The sequence below is a fragment of the Microcoleus sp. BM001215392 genome (assembly GCF_036700185.1).
Lineage (GTDB): Bacteria > Cyanobacteriota > Cyanobacteriia > Cyanobacteriales > Microcoleaceae > Microcoleus.
The window spans coordinates 1-22,087 of the sequence record NZ_JAUBOJ010000046.1; the positions used below are offsets into that span (position 1 = coordinate 1).

General features: G+C 43.9%; 12 protein-coding genes and 1 tRNA gene. 7 read left to right on the forward strand and 6 right to left on the reverse strand.

Features of this window, described 5'->3' with window-relative positions; all coding sequences use genetic code 11:
* Positions 1-230: flagellar alpha dynein (locus QT974_RS07860; RefSeq protein WP_333467957.1), on the forward strand; the 230-nt coding region annotated here is incomplete at its 5' end.
* Positions 231-296: 66 nt separating this feature from the next.
* On the opposite strand, the gene QT974_RS07865 is transcribed toward QT974_RS07860, so the two are convergent.
* Positions 297-369, reverse strand: a tRNA-Arg gene (locus tag QT974_RS07865).
* Positions 370-742: 373 nt separating this feature from the next.
* Between QT974_RS07865 and QT974_RS07870 the strand changes: the two genes are divergently transcribed.
* From QT974_RS07870 to QT974_RS07885, 4 genes are all read left to right on the forward strand, one after another.
* Complete coding sequence (locus tag QT974_RS07870) at positions 743-3,604, forward strand: hybrid sensor histidine kinase/response regulator (RefSeq protein ID WP_333467958.1); 2,862 nt, start codon at positions 743-745, stop codon at positions 3,602-3,604.
* Positions 3,597-5,030, forward strand: a complete 1,434-nt coding sequence (locus tag QT974_RS07875) for a hybrid sensor histidine kinase/response regulator (protein WP_333467959.1) — start codon at positions 3,597-3,599, stop codon at positions 5,028-5,030. Before QT974_RS07870 ends, QT974_RS07875 begins: the two co-directional genes overlap by 8 nt.
* Positions 5,031-5,163: 133 nt before the next feature.
* Positions 5,164-5,559 carry a response regulator gene (locus QT974_RS07880; protein ID WP_333467960.1) on the forward strand — a complete coding sequence of 132 codons (396 nt, stop codon included), beginning with the start codon at positions 5,164-5,166 and terminating at the stop codon, positions 5,557-5,559.
* Entirely contained in the window at positions 5,556-8,162 is a 2,607-nt protein-coding gene (locus QT974_RS07885) for a PAS domain S-box protein (RefSeq protein WP_333467961.1), read from the forward strand. Before QT974_RS07880 ends, QT974_RS07885 begins: the two co-directional genes overlap by 4 nt.
* Positions 8,163-8,328: 166 nt before the next feature.
* On the opposite strand, the gene QT974_RS07890 is transcribed toward QT974_RS07885, so the two are convergent.
* From QT974_RS07890 to tkt, 5 genes are all read right to left on the reverse strand, one after another.
* A complete protein-coding gene (locus QT974_RS07890) occupies positions 8,329-9,417 on the reverse strand; it encodes a hybrid sensor histidine kinase/response regulator (protein WP_333467962.1) in 1,089 nt (362 codons plus the stop codon).
* A 251-nt stretch (positions 9,418-9,668) separates the two neighbouring features.
* On the reverse strand, positions 9,669-11,171 hold the full coding sequence (locus QT974_RS07895) for a sensor histidine kinase (RefSeq protein WP_333467963.1): 1,503 nt from the start codon (positions 11,169-11,171) through the stop codon (positions 9,669-9,671).
* A 551-nt stretch (positions 11,172-11,722) separates the two neighbouring features.
* Complete coding sequence (locus QT974_RS07900) at positions 11,723-12,169, reverse strand: response regulator (protein ID WP_333467964.1); 447 nt, start codon at positions 12,167-12,169, stop codon at positions 11,723-11,725.
* A 47-nt stretch (positions 12,170-12,216) separates the two neighbouring features.
* Entirely contained in the window at positions 12,217-15,009 is a 2,793-nt protein-coding gene (locus QT974_RS07905; protein WP_333467965.1) for a PAS domain S-box protein, read from the reverse strand.
* Between the two features lie 562 nt (positions 15,010-15,571).
* A complete protein-coding gene (gene tkt, locus QT974_RS07910; RefSeq protein ID WP_333467966.1) occupies positions 15,572-17,587 on the reverse strand; it encodes a transketolase in 2,016 nt (671 codons plus the stop codon).
* 760 nt (positions 17,588-18,347) lie between these two features.
* Here tkt and lysS point away from each other — a divergent pair.
* Both lysS and QT974_RS07920 read left to right on the forward strand, forming a co-directional pair.
* Complete coding sequence (lysS, locus tag QT974_RS07915; RefSeq protein WP_333467967.1) at positions 18,348-19,904, forward strand: lysine--tRNA ligase; 1,557 nt, start codon at positions 18,348-18,350, stop codon at positions 19,902-19,904.
* Between the two features lie 200 nt (positions 19,905-20,104).
* Complete coding sequence (locus QT974_RS07920) at positions 20,105-22,012, forward strand: protein kinase domain-containing protein (protein ID WP_333467968.1); 1,908 nt, start codon at positions 20,105-20,107, stop codon at positions 22,010-22,012.
* Positions 22,013-22,087: the final 75 nt, after the last annotated feature.

Here is a 22,087-nt window from a genome sequence, read left to right on the forward strand (position 1 = left end):
ACGAACGCAACGGCGACTTGGTACTGAAGGTGCAGATGTTGGAACAAGAACTCAAAGAGGTGCGGCCCGATCGCCCTGAAAGCAAAAGTTCGACTCCGGCAGTCGCAGAATTTCCAGAGTCGGCCGACTTACTCAACCAGTTAAAAGCTCGGCGCAAAAAGTCCGGCGCAAACTTGGCAGATATGGAGGTGATTTTGGAGATACTTGGAACCGACAGGAGCGAAATTTGAGCGGAAAATAGGACTATCGGTAATATGATTGACCTGAAACCCTTTCTCCGCAAAAGACATAAAACATGAGCACGGAGGGATTTGAACCCCCGACCCTCAGGACCGGAACCTGATGCTCTATCCACTGAGCTACGTGCCCTCGACTTTTGCGAGTATGGTTTGAGTATAGCACGTCTTGCGAAAAATGGCTAGTGGATGCAGGGAAATTCGATCGCCTGCCTTCAAATCCATGGACTGATGGGGTTTTTACTCGGTCACAGAGCCTGTGTCAGGCAGTTCTCGAAAGCTGAGACTGCAAATTTTACCTAAATCGTCAAAATAATACGACAATGGGTAAAATAAGAGACTTTAAGCTAGCAAAGATTAGGTTGAGGTGCGATCGGGGTTCAGCATCTACGACCCCTAATATGGTTCACAGGAATTACTTTAGCTAGCTCAGCTAGATAGCGCTGCCGTTCAAGCAAGCTCTGCAATAAGGGTTCTAGGCTAAGTTCACCAAACCTCAGAATCTGATGATTTATAAAATTTTCGATAAATTACCGCTGCGAACAGTTCTCATAGTTCCATTTGTACTCCAAATCGTCGGAGCAGTGGGACTGGTAGGATATCTGTCTTTTAAAAACGGACAACAAGCAGTTAATAACCTTGCCAGTCAGTTAATGAGTGAGGTGAGTTTGCGTGTCGAGCAAAATCTAGAAGTTTACCTGACAACTCCCCATCAAATCAATCAAAGCAAGCTCGATGCTATCAAACTGGGATTGTTAAAAATGGAAAGTTTATCAGATTGGGAAAAATATCTTTGGCGACAAGTACAATTATATCCTTATATAAATTTCACATCTATTGCTAACAACAAGGGAGACTATAGAACCGGAGAAAAACTGTCAACAGGTTCTCTGATGATTAATATGTCAGGCAAATCTACTGGCTTTGATTTTTATTCATACAATACTAACAATACAGGCGATCGCACTACCGTAGCAACAATTGTCAAAAAATTTGATATCCGCGAACATCCTTCGTACCAAAATGCAGCTAATGTCGGCAAACAAACTTGGAGTTCCGTTTATATTTCGTTTCTTGAGCCGACATTAATACTCAGCGCACTCCAACCTGTATATCAGAACAACCAGCTAGAAGGAGTATTAATTGCGGCTTTGCGTCTCGACCATATTGGAAAATTTTTAAACAATCTCAAAATCGGCAAATCCGGTCAAGCATTTATTGTCGAAAAAAATGGTACGTTACTCGCAACTTCAACAACCGAACAACCATTCCGTACCAAAAATAAGAAAAAAGAACTGTTTAAAGCAGAAGAGAGTGTTGATCCCTCGACTCAAGCTACAGCTAAATATGTAGCTGCTCGTTTTCGGGAATTAAAGGAAATTAAAACTTCCTATATCTTGAATTTTGAAATAGACGGCAAGGGACAATTTGTAAAAGTTCTACCGTTTAAAGATGGCAAAGGTTTAGACTGGCTGATTGTGGTAGTTGTTCCCGAAGCGGATTTCACCGAAGAAATTGATGCCAATACGCGCACGACGATTTGGCTTTGTTTGGCAGCTTTAGCGGTAGCTGTAGTTATCGGCATTCAGACTTCTAGGTGGGTGACAAATCCTATTTTGCGCTTAAATACAGCAGCTAAAAATATTGCTAAAGGTGAATGGGACACTACATTAGAAAGTGAAGGTTCCGACGAATTGGGGCAATTAGCCAAGTCATTTAACAGCATGGCCCAACAACTGCAACAGTCTTTTGAAACTTTAGAACACCGAGTGCAAGAGCGGACTGCCGAATTGGCTGTGGCTAAGGACAAGGCGGAAGTGGCGAATCAAGCTAAAAGTACCTTTCTGGCTAACATGAGTCACGAATTGCGATCGCCTCTGAATGCAATTCTCGGATTTTCCCAACTAATGACTCGCAGCCAAACTCTATCCCCAGAACATCAAGAAAATATTAGCATAATTAGCAGCAGCGGAGAACACCTGCTTACCCTGATTAATAACGTGCTCGATTTATCTAAAATTGAATCGGGGCGCACCACCCTCAATCCCAAAAAGTTTGACCTCTATCGCCTGCTAAACGACTTGGACGATATGTTTAACCTCAAAGCAGATGACAAACACTTGCAGTTGGTTTTCGAGCGCAGTTCCGACGTGCCGCAATACATAGAAACTGACGAGTTGAAGTTGCGACAAATTTTAATTAATCTGCTCAATAATGCTCTTAAATTTACCGATAATGGCAGTGTGGTGGTCAGGGTTAGCAAGCAGCAATCAGGTAGATATTGCAAGCAAAAAGGTGAAATAGTTTATGTCTCGGAAACATCTATAAATAAAGATAATTTAGCAAGTAATAGTTTGAGTACATCTCACTTAATTCAATCCGAAAATGCGAGTTATACAGCTCAGAACCACAGTGTCGATTCATTTTCATTGTTTCTAAATTTTGAAATAGAAGATACTGGTCCTGGTATTTTTGCCGATGAATTAGAAAATCTTTTTGAAGCTTTCGTGCAAACCCAGACAGGCAAAAATTCGCAAGAAGGTACAGGATTGGGATTGCCAATTAGTCGCAAATTTGTGGAGTTAATGGGCGGGGAAATGAGCGTGATTTCTGTCGTCGGCAAGGGTACTACTTTCAAGTTTGATGTTAACGTTGTTGCGGCTGATGTTGCCGATATCGAAAGTAAAAAACTCAGCCGTCATGTAATTGCCTTGGAACCCAACCAACATCCATATAGAATTTTGATAGTAGACGATAAGCCGCTCAACCGCCAACTGTTAATTAAACTTCTTAATCCTCTGGGTTTTGAACTGAAAGAAGCTATTAACGGTCAAGAAGCTATTGAGATTTGGGACAGTTGGGAGCCGCATTTAATTTGGATGGACATGAGAATGCCCGTGATGGACGGCTACGAAGCGACGCAATACATTAAAGGCACTATTAAAGGTCAAGCTACTGCTATTGTTGCGCTGACTGCGAGCGTTTTGGAGGAAGAACGGGCGGTGATTTTGTCGGCGGGCTGCGATGGTTTTATGCGGAAACCTTTCCGGGAAGCCGATATTTTTGATGCTATGCACAAACATATCGGAGTGCGCTATATTTATGAAGATCCAGGGCAAGCTAACTCATCGCTAGTTAAAGAGCGCGATCGCGAAATCACTGCGGTTGACTTTGTTAAATTGCCTGAGTCTGTGGTAGCGGATTTAAAGCTGGCGATACTGACTGCGGATATGGATTTAATTGAGAGTTCGATCGAGCAAGTCCGATTACAGGATATAGTAACAGCCGGTGCGATCGCCAATTGTATAGAAAATTTTGAGTACGATAAAGTTTTAAAGTTAATCTCTCAAGCAAGATCACATGAATAACGACCTTCCCAGTACCGAACTCGGTAATATTTTAGTAGTAGACGATACCCCAGCTAATTTGCGGCTGCTAGCCGGCATTTTGAATGGCAAGGGTTATAAAGTCCGCCCTGTACCGAGCGGCGAGTTAGCGCTTTCGGCAGCACAAGGTATGCCTCCTGATTTAATTTTACTGGATATTATGATGCCAGAAATGAATGGGTATGAAGTTTGCGAAAAAATCAAAGCTGACGAACGCACTCGCGACATTCCCGTGATTTTTATTAGCGCGATTAATGACGTATTAGATAAAGTCAAAGCCTTTGCGGTGGGAGGCGTTGATTATATTACCAAACCCTTTCAGGTGGAAGAGGTTTTAGTTAGGGTGAAAACCCATTTAGCAATGTGTCAGTTGCAAAAAAAACTCCAGGAAAAAAACAATGAACTCACAGTCACTTTAGACCAATTGCAAGCGACTCAAAATCAATTGGTTCAATCGGAAAAACTGGCAGCATTAGGGCAACTGATTGCGGGAATTGCTCACGAAATCAATACGCCGCTGGGAGCTATTAGATCCTCTATTGGCAACATTACCAATTTTTTGGATAACAATATTGAAACTTTGCCAGTTTTTTTCAAAGAACTATCACCAGAACGCCAACAGGATTTTTTGAGTTTAATGTACAGTTCCCGCCAACAAACTTACTCTTTATCTACCCGAGAAAAACGGGAATTTAAAAAAGGGGTAAAGCAGCAACTAGAATCGGAAGGTATTGGCAATGCTGACACCCTTGCTAGCATATTAGTAAATATCGGATTGCAGGGAAATCTCAAAGAATTTTTCCCTTTGCTCAAAGACCCTGGCAGCGAAAATATTATCAAAACAGCCTATGAATTTGCTAGCATACAGAAAAGTGCCAGAACCATCGCTACCGCTACAGAACGCGCAGCAAAAGTCGTTTTTGCTCTCAAAAATTATGCGCGTTACGATGTAAATGGAGAAAAGTTAGAGGTGAATATTACCGAGGGGATAGAAACTGTATTAACTCTTTATCAGAACCAGCTCAAGCACGGTGTGGAAATCGTGAGAAATTATCAAGATCAATTGCCTGCGGTACTGTGTTATCCCGACGAACTAAATCAAGTTTGGACAAATTTAATTCACAATGCTTTACAAGCGATGAACAATCAAGGAAATTTAACAATTGACGCCCAGCAGCAAGACACGAATGTGGTAGTAAAAATTACCGACAGCGGTAAAGGGATTGAACCGAATATTTTGCCAAAAATTTTTGAACCGTTTTTTACTACCAAACCAGCAGGAGAGGGCAGCGGTTTAGGATTGGATATTGTCCGAAAAATTGTTGAAAAACATCACGGTAAAATTGATGTGGAGTCGGTGCCGGGTAAGACTGCCTTTACAGTGTGTTTGCCGATTAATTTAATTTAGGAGGTAAAGTACCCCAGACTCATGTCTAGTCTGGGGCTAAAAATTTGCAGTCTCTGGGCGCAGAATGTAGAATTTGCAAAAGGGTGTGCTGCTGATTGAGTTAGCCCTGGGAGACTAAAAGAGGAAACTAGCCATGTCTAAACCAGCAATTTTGTGTGTTGACGATGAAGTAGCGGTGTTGGAAAGTCTGGAAATTGAACTGCAACAAGCCTTTAATGGTAAATATCTTTGCGAATTTGCTGAAAGTGCTGCTGAAGCACTGGAAATTATTGAAGAGTTGTGTGAAGATGAGGTTGACATTCTAGTGATTGTTTCAGATTGGTTGATGCCCGGGATGAAAGGAGATGAGTTGCTGATTACAATTCATAAAAAATATCCGCAAATTGTGACGGTGATGCTGACGGGCCAAGCAGACAAGGAAGCCATCAAACGGACGAAAATGCAAGCAAATCTTCATGCTTTTATCCAAAAGCCTTGGCACAATCAAGAGTTAATTGAAGCGATTAAGTCTGGTCTAGCAAAGTTATGAAAAAACCCGTCATTATTTGTGTCGATGATGAGCAGACTATACTCGATAGTCTGGAAATTGACTTGCTAAAAGCCTTTGAAGATAAATATTTAATTGAAACGGCTCAAAGCGGCGAGGAAGCTTTAGAGTTGCTGTTAGAACTTTTAGCAGAACAGTATGAAGTTCCTTTGGTTATTTCCGATCATATTATGCCGAATATGAAAGGAGACGAACTATTGAGAAGCGTTCATACTATTTCGCCTAAATCTCTCAAGATTATGCTGACGGGTCAGGCAGATTTGGAGGCGGTAGCCAATGCTATTAATTATGCTAAGTTGTACCGATACATACCTAAGCCTTGGCAACCTGACGATTTAAAATTAACTGTTACTGAGGCAATATACAGATATTTTCAAGACAAACAGTTAGCTGAAAAACAAATTGAGCTTCAGGATATGAATCAGGAGTTAGCAAAATTAAGTCGCAAGCAGGCGATGCTGATTGCTAAACTTCACGAAAATGAAAGTCGGCTGACGCAATACCTGGAAGCTATGCCGTTGGGTGTGTGCGTGCTTGATGCGAACGGTCAATCTTTTTATGCAAATCAAAAGGCACGGGAGGTATTTGGTAAAGGCACTGTACCGCATATTAATTCGGAGCAGAAAGCAGCTATTTATCAATTTTATAAAGCTGGAACGGATCAGAGGTGTCCTGTGGAAGAATTGCCGATTATGCAGGCGCTCCGGGGTGCCAGCGTGCGGACTGAGGGTGTAGAGATTCGGACTGGTAATAAGGTTATTCCGGTGGAGAGTTGGGCGACTCCTATTTATGATTCTCTCGGGGATATTTCCTATGGGATTATTGCTTTTACTGATATTACGGAACGCAAGCAAGCTGAAGCAGCTCTGGTGCAAGCTGAGGAGAAGTATCGCCGGATATTTGAAAATGCTCTTGAAGGTATTTTTCAGACTGCACCTGACGGCACGTTAATCAGTGCTAATCCGGCTCTGGCTCAAATTTACGGCTATGATTCTCCGCAAGAATTGATGGCTGCTGTTAACAATATTGAGCGGCAATTATACGTGCAGCCGCACCGCCGTCAAGAGTTTTTGGCGTTGATGAAAAAGTACGGTACTGTGTCTGAGTTTGAGTCGGAAGTTTACCGCCGAGATGGCAGTATTATCTGGATTTCTGAGGATGCGCGCGCTGTTTGCGATGCTAGAAGTGAGCTGCTTTACTATCAGGGTTTTGCTGAAGATATTACTTTGCGCAGACTGGTAGATGTGGAGCGGCTGAAGTTTACCAATGATTTGGAAAAAGCTTTGGTGGCTGAAGAAAAGTTAAATGAAGCGCTGTCTGAGAGCGAGAATCGCCTGACTCAATTGCTGGAAGCGGTACCTGTGGGTATATTTGTGGTTGATGGTATTGGGAAACCTTGTTACATGAATTCTTGGGCCGAGAAAATACTTGGCAAAGGCTTGGTTTCTGAGGTTGTTTCTAACCATTTGCCGGAAATTTATCAAACTTACTGCGCTGGGAGCAATGAGCTTTATCCGGGCGAAATGCAACCGATTGCTCGGGCGCTGCGGGGAGAAGTGGTGCACGCTGATGATGGGGAAATTCACCGCCCGGAAAGGATTGTGCCGATCGAGGTTTGGGCGACTCCAATCTACGACGAACGGAAAAATATTGTTTATGCGATCGCAGCTTTTCAGGATATCACAGAGCGTCAAGAGCTAGAAACCGAGCGCCGCCAATTCACAAACGAGCTGGAAAAAGCTTTAGCTGCGGAAGAAAAATTAACAGATGCTTACGGGCGGTTTGTGCCGCACGAATTTCTCCACTTTCTGGGATATGAAAGTATTCTGGAGGTAAAATTAGGCGATCAGGTACAGAAAGAAATGTCGGTGCTGTTTTCTGATATTCGCGATTTTACGGCTCTTTCTGAAACTATGACTCCGCAAGAAAATTTTCAATTTATTAATTCTTATCTGTCGCGGATGGAACCGGCAATTACTGAAAATTTTGGTTTTATTGATAAATACATTGGTGATGCGATTATGGCGCTGTTTAATGGTAGTGCAGACGATGCTGTGAAAGCGGGAATTGCGATGCTACAACAGCTTAACGACTATAATATTAGTCGCACTACACCCGATCGCCCGCCGCTGCAAATTGGCATTGGTATCAATACGGGTTCTTTGATGTTAGGCACGGTTGGCGGCCAAAGTCGCATGGATAGCACGGTGATTAGCGACTCGGTAAATTTAGCCTCCCGCGTGGAAAACTTGACGAAAGAGTACGGAGTTTCGATGTTAATTACTCACCATACTTTTATACAGTTAACCGATGTTTATGATTTTAGGTTGATCGATCGCGTCACAGTTAAAGGCAAGTCGCGGATGGTAACGGTTTATGAAGTATTTGCGGCAGATCCGCCGGAGTTGCGACAGAAAAAGTTAGAGACTAAGACAATGTTTGAGCAAGCTTTGGTATTCTACAATAGTGACAGGTATGTCGAAGCTACAAGATTGTTTTCGGCGTGCCTGCAAATCAACCCGGGGGATAAGGTAGCTCATATTTATATGCAGCGGTGCATGAAACGGGCAATTGCTGCACCATAAGCTGCTGTGAGGGCCCGAACTCCAGAAGGGAATACGACATTTAAATATGCAATTTAAATGTACAATATCATAATTATTGCTGAGATTTTTTCAAGATAATGTAACTGTAGGGAAGAGCCAAATCCCGATCGACTAAATCATTCCCAAATCTCAAATATCAAATCGTTTATACTGGCAAGGAGATGGAAACTATTGTTTCTTCCTGCGGTAAACTTTCGATTTTAAATTTTCCTCCATGCAATTCTGCTAGGCGTTGAACGATGGCCAATCCCAATCCCAAACCTGCTTGTTGGTAAAGTTTGCGATCGAACTGCCTGTACGCTTCTAGTTTGGCAATTTGATCGGGAGTCATGCCGCGGCCTCGATCTTTTACAGATAAAATAAAAGTCTGATTTTCCACCAAGCTGCTTAATATAACTGGTGTTCCTTCTGAAGAAAATTTGAAGGCATTGTCCAGCAGTTCCTCAACAATTTTTGCGAGCCTCATAGAATCAATAGACACGGATGAATCGTGCAAACTTAATTGTAAATCGTTTGTTCTATTCACCTGTTTCGCTTGCTGCATGGCTTTTTGAGTTAGCAAAGATTTTACGCAGCTAAATTCGCTGCTGCGCATTTCCAGCAATAGTTCGGGATTTGTAGCTGCTATTTCCAGTTCTGCATAGAGCAAAAAGTTCTGAATCAGTCGGTACAAACGATGACCGGAAGTGTTGATTTGACCGATCATTTCTAAAATTTCTGCTTGTTCAAATACCTGATATTCTGACATAATTAGCTCAGAAAAACCTAGAATGGCGTTCAACGGAGTACGCAATTCGTGGGGGAGCGACATACTAATATTTGTGCGCAATTCGTCCAGAGTTTTTTGAGACTTTATGCTAATTGTTTTCTGTTTTTCCAGCCGAATAGCAATTGCTTTGAGCAGTTCTTGCGGCGTACAAGGCTTAGTAATGTAGTCGTCTGCTCCCATTTCCATGCCCGCGCGAATGTCGCTTTTGTCGGCTTTGGCTGTGAGGAAAATAAATGGAATTGTGGCGGTTATGGGTTCGGAGCGCAAAGCTTTGAGAACGCCGTGACCGTCAATTTCGGGCATCATCATGTCGCACAAAATTAAATCTGGGATTTGTGCGATCGCCAGTTTGATGCCTGCGGTGCCGTTAATGGCTCCAATTCCTTCAAAATCCTCGGCTTCGAGCAACTCTAAAATGTTTTCTCTAATTGCTTCTTCGTCTTCAATTACCAAAATTTTTACCACGGTTATTGCTCCTGTTAGCTGGTAGTTGTTGAAACAAACTGCATTCATACAGTTGAGTAATTTTGAAAAATTTATTTTTTATGGCATTAAGTTAGCGTTACTCGGCGGATGCCGTTGATTAATGTCTTAGTTGTTAAATTGTGCATTTAATTTATATGTTTTAATGTTTTCCGCCTGTTTTTTCCTCTCAATCTGGCTTGCTCTGCGATCGTTCTCGAACATAACAGATATCTCCATTGCGCTGCTGCGACTTATGGGTTGGGAGCGGCAATTAAAGGTAAAGTAATAGTGAAAGTTGTGCCTTGTCCTTCTTGGGTGTCGATCGCCATTTTGCCGTTGTGAAGTTCCACAGCCCTTTTCACAATGGCTAAACCGAGACCTGTTCCCGAAATAGTACCGACATTTGTTGCTCGGTAAAAAGTTTCTAATATCCGTTCTAAATCGGCTTGGGGAATCCCGATTCCTTGGTCTTGAACTTGGAAAACAGCTTCTTGGTTTTGATAGGTGAGATGCAAGGATACTGAACTGCCGGCGGGGGAATATTTGATGGCATTTGACAGCACGTTTCCCAAAATTTGCCGCAGCAGTTTTTCATCCATTTTAGCCTCGCAGTTGCTTTCTTCATATATAAAGGCGATCGGGTGTTGGTTGCTGTCGTTGAGCTGCTGTTCTTCTACCAGTTGACGGCAAAATTTTTCGAGGTTTAAGGAAACCGGTTGAAATGGCAAGGTATTTGCTTCTATTTTGCCAATTACGAGGATATCTTCTAATAACTCTGTCATGCGTTTGATGGCTAATTGAATCCGCACAAAATGAGTATTTTTTTTATCTTCCGACCACTTAGAACTGTAATCTTGTAGCAATCCAGCGGAAAATTGGATGGTTGTCAAGGGGGTGCGGAACTCGTGGGAAACCATTGTGACAAATTTAGCTCGCAGTTCTGAAAGCTCCTTTTCTCGTGCTAGGGCTTTGAGGGTTTCGGCTTCTGCACGCTTGCGATCGCTAATGTCGCGGGCTTCAGCAATCAGCAGCAAAACTTGTCCGGTCTCATTTTTAACAGGTTTGAGTGAGAAATCAACTGTCACAATTTGGCCGCTTTTACCTAATAAGTCGATTTCGCTGCGAAAAAACTCGCCGCGGCTGGCTTTGGCGATCGCCAACTGCAATTGTTCGTAAAAATTTCGGGACTGGGGCCAAATCGCCATTTGCCAAATCGGGCGGCCGACAATATCTTCCGATCGCAATCCAGAAAAATCCAGGGCTGTCTCGTTCACTTCCAGCACCACTCCTTCGGGAGTCAGCAGCTTGGTGAGTTGAAACGAAGAGTCAAAAATCGCCCGAAAACGCCGCTCGCTTTCCCGCAGCATTTGAAATGTTTGGGAGCGTTCGATCGCGTAGCGGATCGTCCGCACTAATAATTGAGTAGTAATTTGACCTTTAACAATGTAATCTTGAGCTCCCAAGCGAACTGATTCCAGGGCGATCGCCTCATCGTCCAAGCCTGTCATTACCACCATTGCTGTATCGGGAGCAACTTCTCGCAGGCGAGTTAGCGTTTCCAAACCGCGGCTGTCGGGTAAAGAAAGGTCGAGCAAAACTACATCAAAGGGTTGTTTTGACAGTTGGGCGATCGCCTCATACAGGAACTCAACCGACACCAGTTCCCACTGGACGCCCCCAGATACTTCTAACAGTTCTGCAAGCAAATCAGCATCAGCGGGATTGTCTTCTACTAACAGAATCTTAATCCACATAGCTCAAAAGTTTTTGACTGTAACATTTTCACGGCGTACCAATCTCAGATTAAACTTTTTTGATTGACCAAACCTAATTTAACTTGAAAATTATTATTTGGGAACTGTCCCGATCGCTAGTTGCGAATCCTCAATCCATTTTACCAACGTAGATACTTGACTAAAACCGACAGGTTTAGTAACGTAGCAGCGAGCTGACAGGTCATAAGACTGGAGAATCTCTCCCTCGGCTGCATCCGCGATCGTAATTATTACCGGAATAATTTTTAACTTGGGATCGGAGTTAATTTCGGCTAAGACTTCTCAACCGCTTTTTTGGGCAAATTCAAGTCAAGCAGAATCAAATTGGGACTGGCTACGCCAGCATACAAACCTTCTGACTTCAAAAAATTGATTGCTGACACCCCGTCTTCCACCATAAATTGTTAAAAAAATTGCTTTGGGCCAGACTTTATCCACCCTAGTCGGCATCGCCCTCGTGAATCTTCCACCAGCAGAATCTCCAGAGGTTTAACATTTTTTAAATCGCCGATCGGCTAAGTATCTGTTGTTTAATTTACAGGAAGTTTCACGACGGCGAGCCAGAATTCCTCAATTAACCTGACTACTTTAGTAAATTCTATGAAGTCTACCGGCTTAGTTATATAACAGTTGGCGTGGAGTGAGTAGGATTTAATAATATCTTCGGGAGCTGCTGAAGTGCTGAGAACTACTACAGGAATTAATTTTAACTTGTGGTCGGCTTTTATTTCTTCTAGCACTTCGACGCCACTTTTTTTGGGCAAATTTAAATCTAGCAAAATCAAATCGGGACGCGGTACGTCCAGATAGGGTTCTTTTTTGCGCAAAAATTTGATTGCTTCGACTCCATCCTCCACAAAATGCAAGTTATTCAATATTTTACCTTGACCGAGGGCTTCTATTGCCAAATCGGCATCGCTGGGAGAATCCTCTATCAGCAGAATCTGTATGGGTTTAAAAGTGTGTCGATCGCTCATCACCGGGTATCCTTTTGATTACAGGAAAAAAAATTAACTTGGAGGCTTCAGCTATTAATTATAGGAATAGTAAAGTAAAAAGTCGCTCCTTTTCCTTCCTGAGATTCTACCCAGATGCGGCCGCCGTGGCGTTCGACAATGCGCTTGCACATCGCCAAACCTATACCAGTACCCGAATATTCGCGACGGGAGTGCAGGCGTTGAAAAATGATAAAAATGCGATCGGCATACTCCGGATCGATCCCAATGCCGTTATCGCTGACGCTGAACAGCCATTCGCTCTCTTGGCGGCTCGCAGCGATATGAATCAGCGGGATATCTTGGCGGCAAAATTTGATGCCGTTGGCGAGCAAATTTTGGAATAATTGCACCAGTTGAGATTCATCGGCCATCACCGCGGGCATCTCCTCGTAGGTGATGACAGCTTTTGTTTCGGCGATCGCAATTTGTAAATTGCACATAGTTTGCTCGACAACAGCCTTGCACTGCGCCTGCTCAAATTCTTTCCCTCTGGTTCCCAGCCGCGAATAGACCAACAAATCGTTAATTAACTGCTGCATTCTAGTGGCGCCATCGACAATATAATTAATATATTTATCGGCGCGCTCGTCCAAATTTTCCTGATAGCGCTGTGCCAGCAATTGAGTATAGCTGGTAACGGCTCGGAGCGGTTCTTGCAAATCGTGAGAAGCCACATAAGCAAATTGTTCTAATTCCTCATTAGAACGCTTCAAATCTTCTGTAAGTTGCAGCATTTGCTGCTCTGCTGCTTTGCGGTCTGTAATGTTGTAAACGAGCGCGCAACATGACAGCATATTCCCCAGATCGTCAAATACAGGACTGGTAGAAAGATAAGTCCAAATATCTTTGCCGTCTTTGGTTTTAAATTTAAATTCGTGTGTTTCAGCAATACCCTGTTTGCGCCGCTCGACATTATCAAGAGCTTGTTGTTTTTCCGGTTCCTCCATGAAATCAAACAGCGACCGCCCGAACATTTCTAATTCAGTATAGCCCAGCATTCGCGCCATGGCATGGTTCACGTAAGTGGTGAGGGAATTGCTATCAATTACCCAAATACCTTCTTCTGCTAATTCCACTATTTGCTTGTACTTAAATTCGCTTTCGAGCAAAGCTGTTTCAGTTAGTTTGCGCTGGGTGATATCTTTCATGAAACAGTGGTGGCCGTTAAATGTCCCTTGGGCATCGCAAGCTTTTACCATTGTTATTTGCTTGTAAAAAAACGTTTTATTTTTCCGCACACCTCTAGCTTCTACTTCTACTTTGCCCGAAATTAGCATTTCCTGATAAGCACCAATCAGCATCTCAACATCATCCGGATGTACGGTGAGCGGCCATTCGATGCCGACCATTTCTTCCGGTTGGTAACCGCAGGTATGAGCGTAAGCTCGGTTAGCATTAACGTAGCGTCCCTCGATGTCCAGCCGCGAAATGCCTTCTACCGCATTTTGCATGGCATTGGTGAGGTCGCGCAGCTCTTTTTCTGCTTGTTTGCGATCGCTAATATCCTGAGCGATACCCAAAAAACCGTTAATAGTTCCGTTGTTGTCAAACAAGGCAGTTACAGACAGCAGTACCGGAAACCGCGAACCATCTTTGCGGATGTAAGTCCATTCATTTTCATCAGCTATTCCCCGGCACGGCAAGGCAACAAAAGCCTCAAATCCTGGCTCTATTTTTACTCCCAATTCTTGAGAAAGAGTTTCGGCTCTTTTACCCACTTCCACAGGATCGTGAATGATTTCTGGCGTGACTTTTCCTACCACTTCTTCAGGAGAATAGCCTAAAAGTTGCTGTGCTGCCAGATTAAATGTTTTAATTTTGCCGTCTGGTTCTGTCGAAATAATTGTGTAGTTAGCACTATTGAGAATTGCATTTTGCAGTTGCGTCAATTCCAGTAAAGTTATCGCAATTTTTTCTCGGGATGCTATTTCTTTTTGCAATTTATAGTTATAAATTTCGATTTGAGCAGTGCGATCGGCAACTCGACGCTCCAGAGTTTCATTGAGCAGTCGATTTTCTTCTTCTACTTGCTTGCGTTCTGTAATATCAGTAATAGTACCCACATAGCTGTTAATTTCCCCATTTTTTCCAATTTGACCGACAGCTTGAGCAAAAACCCAACTGATTTCAGTGCGATCGATGCCTTGAAAGCGGTACTCTGATTTAAACGGCAATTTCTCGGCAGCGGCGCTGTACCATTGGTCAAAAACCCGCTGGCGGTCGTCTGGATGAATGCCTTGGAACCACCCTTTACCCAAAGCTTCATCGCAGGCCATTCCCGAAATCTGACACCAGCGCTCGTTGACATACAAGCAATCTCCTATAGCGTCTACATAAAATATTCCCACCGGCGAAGCTTCAGTTAAGGTTTGATAGCGAGCTTCTGTTTCTCGGCGTTCGATGATTTCTTGTTGCAGTATGCGATCGATCATCCCTAATTGAGTTGGGCTCAGGAGAGTTAATGCTTGGGGAACTAAAGGAACTAATGCAAAAGCGGTGTAAGCAGAAATCGCGGCGGTAATAATTTTCAGACAGCCAGAAACCCAATAAACAGGATGCCAAAGCGTCCAAACTTCCATGACATGAGTAGTGCCGCAGGAGATAATAAAGGCGGCAAACAGCCAAAAAATATTGCGAAAGGGTAAGTCTTTTCCCTGACTGATAAAATAAATTAGCGATAGCGGTATTGAATAGTAAGCCATGGCAATTATCGAGTCTGACACGATGTGGAGCGCCACAAGCTCTCGCTGCCAAAGGTAACAGTGACCGTGAGGAATATAATTCCCGATGAATAAGAGGTTATTTAAAACAGTCCACATGATCAAGAAATGGGTAATGGGGAATGGGGAATGGGTAATGGCATTGGTGTAAACTCAAGCTTAAAAACCCTTATATCTCTCGTTCACAATCGAGGCCCGATCCCCCTCGCATCCCCCTTAAGAAGGGGGACTTTGAGAGCTTTTCTCCTTTTTGAATGGAGACTTTGAACACTCTTGTCCCCCCCTTCTTAAGGGGGGTTAGGGGGGATCTAGGCCTAATCGTCAAATAGTAGATCGGCAGTATATTTAACGTTAAGTTGACACGGCTTTGGGTAATCGGGAATGAAAAATTTAACCCAATAACTTATAACTTATCTCAAATTTCTCAAATATACAGAAGACCGGGCGAATATAATTCACGCCTACAAAAACAAAACCCGCTTAAGAGCGGGTTGAAGTCTGATCTTTTTCCTTCTTCTTTCTTCTCTCGCGACGATAACTCAAGCCTTCTTCTATCAATCCGTTACATCCGTTACAGAATCCGCTGCCGAACTTTCTTCACCTATAAAAAAAGGGGCGAGCCCGAAGCCCGCCCCGCCCAAAATTATGCTGCTGCTATTGATTAACCCAACAGCGCCTTAGCCTTAGCTACGACATTATCAACGGTGTAGCCAAACTTTTCTAAAGCAACGGGGCCTGGTGCAGAAGCGCCGAAGGTGTCGATGCTGATGCTGTCGCCTTCGGAACCTAAATAACGTCCCCAGCCGAAGCTAGAAGCTGCTTCAACTGCTAACCGTTTGGTAACAGCTTTTGGTAGTACAGATTCGCGGTAAGCGGCATCTTGCAAGTCGAACAATTCCCAGCAAGGCATCGAAACGACGCGGACTTTATTGCCGGCGGCGCGCAATTTTTCAGCGGCATCAACGCAAAGGTATGTTTCGCCACCGGTGCCGATTAAAATGATGTCGGGAGTGCCGCCGTCGTCGGACAAAGTGTAAGCGCCTTTGGCTGTTCCTTCGATCGAGCTTCCAGCCAAATTGGGCAAGTTTTGACGGGACAAAGCCATCAAAGTAGGGCGTTTGGGGCTTTCAATTGCCACTTTGTAAGCACCGGATGTTTCGTTTCCATCCGCAGGGCGCATTACCAACAAATTGGGGATGGCGCGCAGGGAAGCGATGGTTTCGACTGGTTGGTGAGTGGGGCCATCTTCGCCCAAGGCTACGGAGTCGTGAGTCATTACATAGATAACTCCAGCTTCCGAGAGTGCGGAGAGGCGAATTGCGCCGCGCATATAGTCGGCAAATACTAAGAATGTGGCGCAGTAAGGTATTAAGCCACCGTGGAGGAGCATACCGTTGGCGATCGCGCCCATGGCGTGTTCCCGCACACCAAACCGCAGGTTCCGTCCTTCGTATTGACCTTTTTGGAAATCTTTTTCACCCTTGAGCAAAGTCATGTTAGAAGATGCCAAGTCAGCGGAACCACCGATTAATTCAGGTAGGACAGCAGCCAAAGCATTCAAACATTTTCCAGAATGATTCCGGCTGGAATCTGCCTTATCTTCCGGCTTGTAAGTTGGCAAAACTTTATCCCAACCGCTAGGAAGTTGGCCAGCAACGGTGCGCTCATATTCCGCTGCTTCTGCGGGATATGCTGCTTTGTAAGCATCAAAAGCTTTCTGCCATTCTTGCTCAGATTGAGCGCCACGTTCAACTGCTTTGCGGAAGTGCGACAAAGCATCAGCAGGAATTTCAAACGGTGCGTGTTCCCATTTCAAGAAATCGCGAGTTGCTTTCACTTCATCGGTACCCAAAGCAGCGCCGTGAGAATTGTAAGAATTGCGCTTGTTGGGAGAACCGTAACCAATGATGGTGCGGACTTTAATCATGGACGGTTTGTCCGTGACTTTTTTCGCTTCTTCAATAGCTTTGTGAACTGCTTCTAAATTAGTATCGTTGTCTAGAGCAGTATTGTCTACTGTAATAACGTGCCAGTTGTAGGCTTCAAAACGCTTGCCGACATCTTCAGTAAAGGCCAAGCTAGTGTCGCCTTCGATCGAGATGTGATTGTCATCGTAGAGAGCAATTAATTTGCCGAGTCCGAGGTGTCCGGCCAAGGAACAAGCTTCGCCAGAAATGCCTTCCATGTGGCAGCCGTCACCCATGATCACATAGGTGTAGTGGTCAACAATGGTGTTACCGGGCTTGTTAAACTTGGCAGCGAGGTGAGCTTCTGCCATTGCTAAACCGACGGCGTTAGCAATGCCTTGTCCCAGGGGGCCTGTAGTAACTTCTATGCCTTCGGTAACAAAGTTTTCGGGGTGTCCGGGGGTTTTGGATTCCCACTGACGGAATTGCTTGATGTCGTCGAGGCTGACGCTATCGTAGCCTACCAAGTGCATGAGGGCGTACTGTAGCATACAGCCGTGGCCGGCGGAGAGGACGAAGCGATCGCGATTGAACCACTTGGGGTTTTTGGGGTTGAACCGCATAAACCGATCCCACAGCACGAATGCCATAGGAGCAGCGCCCATCGGCAGTCCCGGGTGTCCTGATTTTGCTTTTTCTACCGCATCGATGGCGAGAAAGCGGATAGAGTTGATGCAGAGTTCTTCGAGTGATTGAGTTGCAACAGCCATAATTCTGGTTTTTATATGTAAGAGAGTGTGTGTGGTCGATTCTGGCAGAGGTACGATAAGTCGAGTTCGATCGCCCGCGTCTCTGCTGTTCAGTTTCTGTGGAACTGCCGTGAGGCTGCACTACATATCATCTCACCACTTGCGATCGACAGACAACTTAATTTTTTAATGTTTCGGTCGCTTTGACAGTTGACAGTTGGCAGTTGACAGTTGACAGTTGGTAGTTGACAGCGGGCAGTTGGTAGTTGACAGTTGAGAGGAAAGCAGGGGACAGTTAGAGTTAAGTGTGGGAATCAAACCGTTTAGCAGTCAGGGGTTTACTTTTTATTTTTGAGATTGTTTGCGTCGGCGCCGGATGTGGGGGTTGCGAGCGCAGATTTTGGTCAACAGTTAAGGCAGGCCCGACGATCGCAAGTGTATCTTAGTTGTTTGAAAAATTCATCTGTGTTGCCTACTTATGATAGAGTTTGGTGTTTCTGACATCTTGCACCAGTTGGAACATCCTCGGCAGCGCACCTGTCCGATAGTCGGCCCCGGAATTAATTCCCTGGCTAAAAGCTAAAGTCCACAGCGAGGAGGACTGACAAATTTATTAGTTAAATTCTTTAGTCGGTTTTAACCGACTTTAGCTATTAGCCCGGAGTTTAAACTCCGGGCGGGTTCCCGCTCAAGGGAACTCGATCGCCCGAAGCCCGATCGCTCCTTGAGCGAGAATAGTGCAAAATGTAAGATATTGGTAATTTTAACCAGGCAATAAGTAATGACTCTGAGTGAAGCCGAAGTCCGCAGTCAAAAAGTAGAGGAACTGCGATCGCAAGGCATAGAACCGTATCCTAGCCAATCCTACGCGCGATCGCACACAGCCCAACAAGTCCGCGAAATATTTAGTCAGCCTGGAAAAGAACTCGCCAACGGAGAAAGCGATCCCGAAGAAATTCCGCTGCGATTAGGCGGCCGCATTATTTCCAAGCGAGACAGCGGCAAAATTGGTTTCATCGATTTAAAAGACGCCACAGACAAAATCCAACTCAAAATCGAGAAAGCAATTGTCACCGGTGAAGTCGGTTTGAGCTTTGAACAAATAAAAAAATTGCTTGATATCGGCGATTTTGTCGGTGTCCAAGGCATCGCCTGCCGCACGCCCCGGGGAGAACTTTCTATTTTAGTGCGGGAATTCACGCTGTTATCAAAAGCTACGATCCAATTTCCCGATGCTTATTACGGTATTAACGATCCCGAAGTTTGCCGCCGCCACCGCGAAATGGATTTGGCTAGCAACCAAGATGCGCTCAACCGTTTCATGCTGCGCAGCCGCATCGTTCAAAGCATCCGTTCCTATCTCTGGAAAGCCGATTTTTACGAAATAGAAACACCGACACTGCAAGCTATTTACGGCGGTGCTGCTGCTAAGCCGTTCATCACGCACCACAATGCTTTGGAAGTAGATTTATATTTGAGAGTTGCTCCAGAGTTATTCTTAAAAAGGGCAATTTGCGGCGGCTTCGAGCGAGTATTTGAACTCGGTAAAGCCTTTAGAAATGAGGGTATTGATAGCACTCACAATCCCGAGTTTACATCCTTAGAAGTTTACCAAGCTTATGCAGATGTGTTCGACATTTTAACAGTTGTCGAAGATGTGATGTGTTTTGCGGCGGCGGCTGTCTTTGGAGATGTCGTGGAAATTGAAAATCAGGGAGAAACCATCAGTTTAGAGCGCAAGTTCGACTACAGCGATAAATATCCCGGTTTTAGCGGCAAACACTGGCAAGTTAAAACGATGGTGGAAGCTGTCAGAGACGAGTTTGGGCTGGATTTTGACAGTTTGGACTTAGAAAGTGCGATCGCCAGTGCCAGCAAGCTAGAACTGCACCTGTCCAAGTTAGAACAACAAAGTTTAGGCTACGTATTGTACGCAGTTTTTGACAAATTAGTTGTTCCCAAACTAATTCAACCGACATTCATTATCGACTATCCAGTCGAAGTCAGTCCTCTAGCCAAAGGACACCGCAGCAAACCGGGATTTGTCGAACGTTTTGAGCTGTTTATTAATGGCACAGAATACTCAAATGGATTCTCAGAATTGAACGATCCGAAAGAGCAAAGAAAGCGGTTTGAAGAACAGCTAGCGCAGAAAAATGCAGGCGACGACGAAGCGCATCCCATGGATGAAGACTTTATACAAGCCTTATCTTTGGGAATGCCAAATTGTGCCGGCATGGGAATCGGCGTAGACAGATTGGTGATGCTTTTAACTAACACTCAAAGTATCCGAGATGCCGTGATGTTCCCGACAATGCGACCGATCAAAGACTCTTAGCATTGAAATTATTGTGGGGGTGGGCTTCTAGCCCGCCTTCAAGAAACAAACTAAAAGCACAACAGCTTATCCATTTATAAAATAACAAAAATAGTGAGTTCACCAATGAGTACAAAAATGAGTTCAAAAAACTGATGTGATTCAGCCATAGTGGAATGATAAACTAGATTTAGGCAACAGCGCCACGCAGGAGAACTCTGATGGAAGAACTGCACCAACCAGGAGATATCATTGCCGAAAGATATCGCATCATCGAGACTTTGGGACAAGGCGGTAACGGCATCACCTACAAAGCCGAAGACCTCAAAAGCAGCGAACAAGTAGCCCTGAAAGCTTTATCCTTTCACCATATGACTGATTGGAAACAGATGGAACTATTTGAGCGCGAAGCCCAAACCCTCGCTAGTCTCAATCATCCTGGAATTCCCAAGTATCTAGATTACTTTCAAGTAGACACCTCAGAAGACAGAGGTTTTTACATAGTTCAACAACTGGTAGTAGGCAAGTCTTTAGCCGAATTAGTCAAGAATGGTTGGCGCACTAATGAGGCAGGAGTGCGAAAAATTGCCACACAAGTTTTAAATATCCTCATCTACCTGCAAAGCTTGAAACCCCCTGTATTTCATAGAGACATTAAGCCCCAAAACTTAATTGGTGGCAAAGATGGCAAAGTATATTTAGTAGATTTTGGTTCAGTGCAGAATACTTACCGCAGTACCTTTTCCTATGGCAGTACAGTAGTTGGCACTTTTGGATATATGGCACCGGAACAGTTTCAGGGTCAAGCATTGCCTGCAACGGATTTATACGGTTTGGGTGCGACATTATTGTTTTTGTTGACGCATCGTTCCCCGGCAGATTTGCCAACAGATAGACTCAAGATTAGTTTTCGCAAAAGGGTGCAGATTTCCGAGCAGTTTGCTGACTGGTTGGAGAAAATGTTGGAACCCGATGCAGAAGACCGTTTTGTGTCTGCAAAAGCAGCGCTGGCAGCTTTGCAAAGACCGAAAGTAGTTTTTTCAAAATCGCGCCAGTCAATTCCCAGAAAAGCTTTAATTGCGATGGGTATTATCGGAATCACTTTGTTCATGTGCCTGAAATTTTTTAAGTACCCAACACAAGATTTAATTTTGTTTATGCTCGGATATCACCCCTTAAATAATATATGTAATGCTGTGTCTGAGGGAGACATTGACAATATGAGGGGATATCTATGGCTAGGTGGTAGAATTTCTGAATTATGGAATTGTAATGTCAACTCGGAAAGAGTAGCAATTTTTTTAATAGCTCATACTGCTAATATTAATTTCATTATAAACAAGCAGGGTGAAACTCCCTTCCAAGCTACAATTTTACATAATATGAATGGGTATGCTAATAAGAAAACTGCCGAGATTTTAATTGCTAATGGCGCCGACGTTAATGCCACCAATAAAAATGGTGAGACTGTACTTCATTTGGCAGTAAACCTTTATTGGACAAAAAAGAATACAACAAAAATACGAATTGTGATAGATTTTTTAATAGCCAAAGGTGCTGATGTAAATGCCAGAGATAATGAAGGAAATACTCCGCTACACTTTACCAAAGAAAAGGAAATAGCAGAATTGCTGATAGCCCATGGTGCAGATGTTAATGCTAAAAATAATCAAGGCTATTATCCACTAGATACCGTAATGCGGGATTGGAATGAATATTTTATTGATCACAAGAAGTATGAGGATGAAACGGTAGAATTATTGATTCTAAAAGGTGCAAGTGTTAACACCACTATCTATAAAGAACAATACTCCGGCGATCGCGAAGGCGATACTTCTTTGCATCGTACTATTAAGCTAGGGAAGAATCACTTGTCTGAGCTTTTAGTTAGTAGGGGAGCAAATATTAATGCTAAAAATGAGACGGGTGTTACTCCTTTGGATATAGCGAGAGCTAGTGGCAATAGGGCAATGTCTGTGTTACTTAGAAGTCACGGCGCCCAAGATTCAGGATTGTGTAGAGCAACCCAAATTTTTGACCGTGGCTCCAGCTCAACCGAAAACTTTAATACTATTGATCTCACGTGCGGTCATTCCTACAACAATATTAGAGTCATAGTCCCAAAATAGATCTAATAATAATTAATCTTAGGGTCAGAGTACCAAAATAAACCGAATAATGGAGGAAAATGATCAATTAAGTAG

Excerpts from the sequence above, each read along its gene's own strand:
- QT974_RS07870 (WP_333467958.1), top strand. The coding sequence starts at position 743 with ATGATTTATAAAATTTTCGATAAATTACCGCTGCGAACAGTTCTCATA.
- QT974_RS07875 (WP_333467959.1), top strand. The coding sequence starts at position 3,597 with ATGAATAACGACCTTCCCAGTACCGAACTCGGTAATATTTTAGTAGTA.
- QT974_RS07880 (WP_333467960.1), top strand. The coding sequence starts at position 5,164 with ATGTCTAAACCAGCAATTTTGTGTGTTGACGATGAAGTAGCGGTGTTG.
- QT974_RS07885 (WP_333467961.1), top strand. The coding sequence starts at position 5,556 with ATGAAAAAACCCGTCATTATTTGTGTCGATGATGAGCAGACTATACTC.
- QT974_RS07895 (WP_333467963.1), bottom strand. The coding sequence starts at position 11,171 with ATGTGGATTAAGATTCTGTTAGTAGAAGACAATCCCGCTGATGCTGAT.
- QT974_RS07900 (WP_333467964.1), bottom strand. The coding sequence starts at position 12,169 with ATGAGCGATCGACACACTTTTAAACCCATACAGATTCTGCTGATAGAG.
- QT974_RS07905 (WP_333467965.1), bottom strand. The coding sequence starts at position 15,009 with ATGTGGACTGTTTTAAATAACCTCTTATTCATCGGGAATTATATTCCT.
- tkt (WP_333467966.1), bottom strand. The coding sequence starts at position 17,587 with ATGGCTGTTGCAACTCAATCACTCGAAGAACTCTGCATCAACTCTATC.
- lysS (WP_333467967.1), top strand. The coding sequence starts at position 18,348 with ATGACTCTGAGTGAAGCCGAAGTCCGCAGTCAAAAAGTAGAGGAACTG.
- QT974_RS07920 (WP_333467968.1), top strand. The coding sequence starts at position 20,105 with ATGGAAGAACTGCACCAACCAGGAGATATCATTGCCGAAAGATATCGC.